This is a genomic window from Geothermobacter hydrogeniphilus, from assembly GCF_002093115.1.
GTDB classification, from domain to species: Bacteria; Desulfobacterota; Desulfuromonadia; order Desulfuromonadales; family Geothermobacteraceae; genus Geothermobacter_A; species Geothermobacter_A hydrogeniphilus.
The window spans coordinates 1-2,096 of record NZ_NAAD01000053.1 but is presented as its reverse complement, the minus strand read 5'-3'; the positions used below and the strand labels follow the sequence as shown (position 1 = coordinate 2,096).

Sequence of the window (2,096 nt, the reverse complement as noted above, 5' to 3'; positions counted from 1 at the left end):
CATCTCACATCTCACATCTCACATCTCACATCTCACATCTCACATCTCACATCTCCCGGCCCCTGACCTATCTGCGTTCATCTGCGTCATCTGCGGCCAACAGAGCCTTTCAAGCTTTTTCTCGCCTCTCGCCTCTCGCTTCTCGCCCTATCCTCTCCGCCCGATGCCGACGTACTCGAACCCCTCGTCGCTGATCATCCGCGGATCATACTGGTTACGGCCGTCGAAGATAATCGGCTGCTTCATGGCGGTTTTCATGGCGGCGAAATCGGGGAAGCGGAACGGCTTCCACTCGGTCACCAGCACCATGGCGTCGACCCCGGCGAGGGCGGCGTACTGGTTGTCGGCCAGCACCAGGCGGCCGTCGGCGAGGGCGGCGGCGGGCAACTCGCGGCGGGCGACCTCCATCGCCACCGGGTCGTAAGCGCGGACCCGGGCGCCGGCGGCGAGCAGGGCCTCGATCAGCACCTTGGACGGCGCCTCGCGCATGTCGTCGGTGCCGGGTTTGAAGGCCAGTCCCCAAAGGCCGAAGCTAAGGCCGGAGAGGTCGGCGCCGAAGCGGGCGGTGATCTTGTCGAACAGCACCCGGCGCTGCTCGCGGTTGCGCTGTTCGACGGCATCGAGCAGCCGCGGCGTGAAGTCGCAGTTGCGGGCGGTGTGGATCAGTGCCTTGACATCCTTGGGGAAGCAGGAGCCGCCGTAGCCGCAACCGGGGTAGATGAACTGGAAGCCGATGCGCTGGTCGGAGCCGATGCCGCGGCGGACATTCTCAACGTCGACGTCAAGGCAGTCGCAGAGGGCGGCGATCTCGTTGATGAAGGAGATCTTGGTGGCGAGCATGGCGTTGGCGGCGTACTTGGTCATCTCGGCGTCGCGCACGCCCATGAACAGGGTGCGCAGACGGTTGCGGTTGAAGGGCGCGTAGATGCGGCGCATGGTCTCGGCGGCGCGCTCGCTGTCGGCGCCGACGATGATCCGGTCGGGCTTCATGAAATCCGCGACCGCCGCGCCCTCCTTGAGAAATTCGGGGTTGCTGACGACATCGAACTCGAGCTGCTCACCGCGAGCGTCGAGTTCTTCGCGGATCGCCGCCCGCACCTGGTCGGCAGTGCCGACCGGCACCGTCGACTTGTCGACGATGACCGCGTAGCTGGTCAGGTTGCGGCCGATCTCGCGGGCGACGTTCAGAACGTGCCGCAGGTCGGCGCTGCCGTCCTCGCCGGAAGGGGTGCCGACGGCGATGAAGTAGATGCCGGAGGATGCCATCGCCTCGGCGAGGCTGGTGGTGAACATGAGCCGCCCCTCGGCGACGTTGGTCTTCACCAGGGTTTCCAGCCCCGGTTCATGGATCGGGATGATCCCCTCCCGCAGCGCCGCGACCTTGGCGGCGTCGATATCGACACAGGTGACGGTGAGGCCCATCTCGGCGAAACAGGCGCCGGTGACCAGGCCGACATAGCCGGTTCCCACGACAACGATATGCATCTTGTTGATCCCCCTTTATAAGGTTCTAGGTTCAAGGATCAAGGTTCTAGGTTAAAACCTCGAACCTTGATCCTCGAACCTTGATCCTCTCACTTTTCCTACAAACTCCAGTAGCGCAGGCCGGCCGCTTCCACTTCGGCGCGGTCGCGCGCGCCCTTGACGTCCATCAGCACCCCGGGACGGTCGCCGCACAGGGTTCTGAGCCGGGCCGGGGTGAGATCGGCGAAGACGTCGTGGGCGACCGCCCAGACGATGCCGTCGAAGGAGGGGGACAGTCCCTTTGAACAAGAGGGACTGTCCCCCTCGGTGTTGATATCCACCAGCTCGATGCCGTATTCGCGCCGCGCCTCCTCCGGCTCGGCCAGGGGGTCGTGGACCAGGACCTCGATGCCGTACTCCTTGAGTTCGGCGATGATGTCGACCACCCGGGTGTTGCGGATGTCGGGACAGTTTTCCTTGAAGGTCAGCCCCAGCACCAGGATGCGCGCACCCTTGACCGCCCTGTCAGCCTGAATCAGCTGCTTGACGGTCTGCTCGGCGACATGCTTGCCCATGCCGTCGTTGATGCGCCGGCCGGCGAGAATCACCTGCGGGTGGTAGCCGATCGCCTC

The 2,096-nt window shown here is 64.6% G+C and carries 2 protein-coding genes; both read right to left on the bottom strand.

Translation table 11 applies throughout. The features are described from left to right. Nucleotides 1–147: 147 nt before the first annotated feature. Nucleotides 148–1,485: a UDP-glucose dehydrogenase family protein gene (locus tag B5V00_RS16760; RefSeq protein WP_085011951.1), complete on the bottom strand. Its 1,338-nt coding sequence runs from the start codon at nt 1,483–1,485 to the stop codon at nt 148–150. A gap of 98 nt (nt 1,486–1,583) precedes the next feature. Then, nucleotides 1,584–2,096: UDP binding domain-containing protein (locus B5V00_RS16755; RefSeq protein ID WP_281249732.1), on the bottom strand; the 513-nt coding region annotated here is incomplete at its 5' end.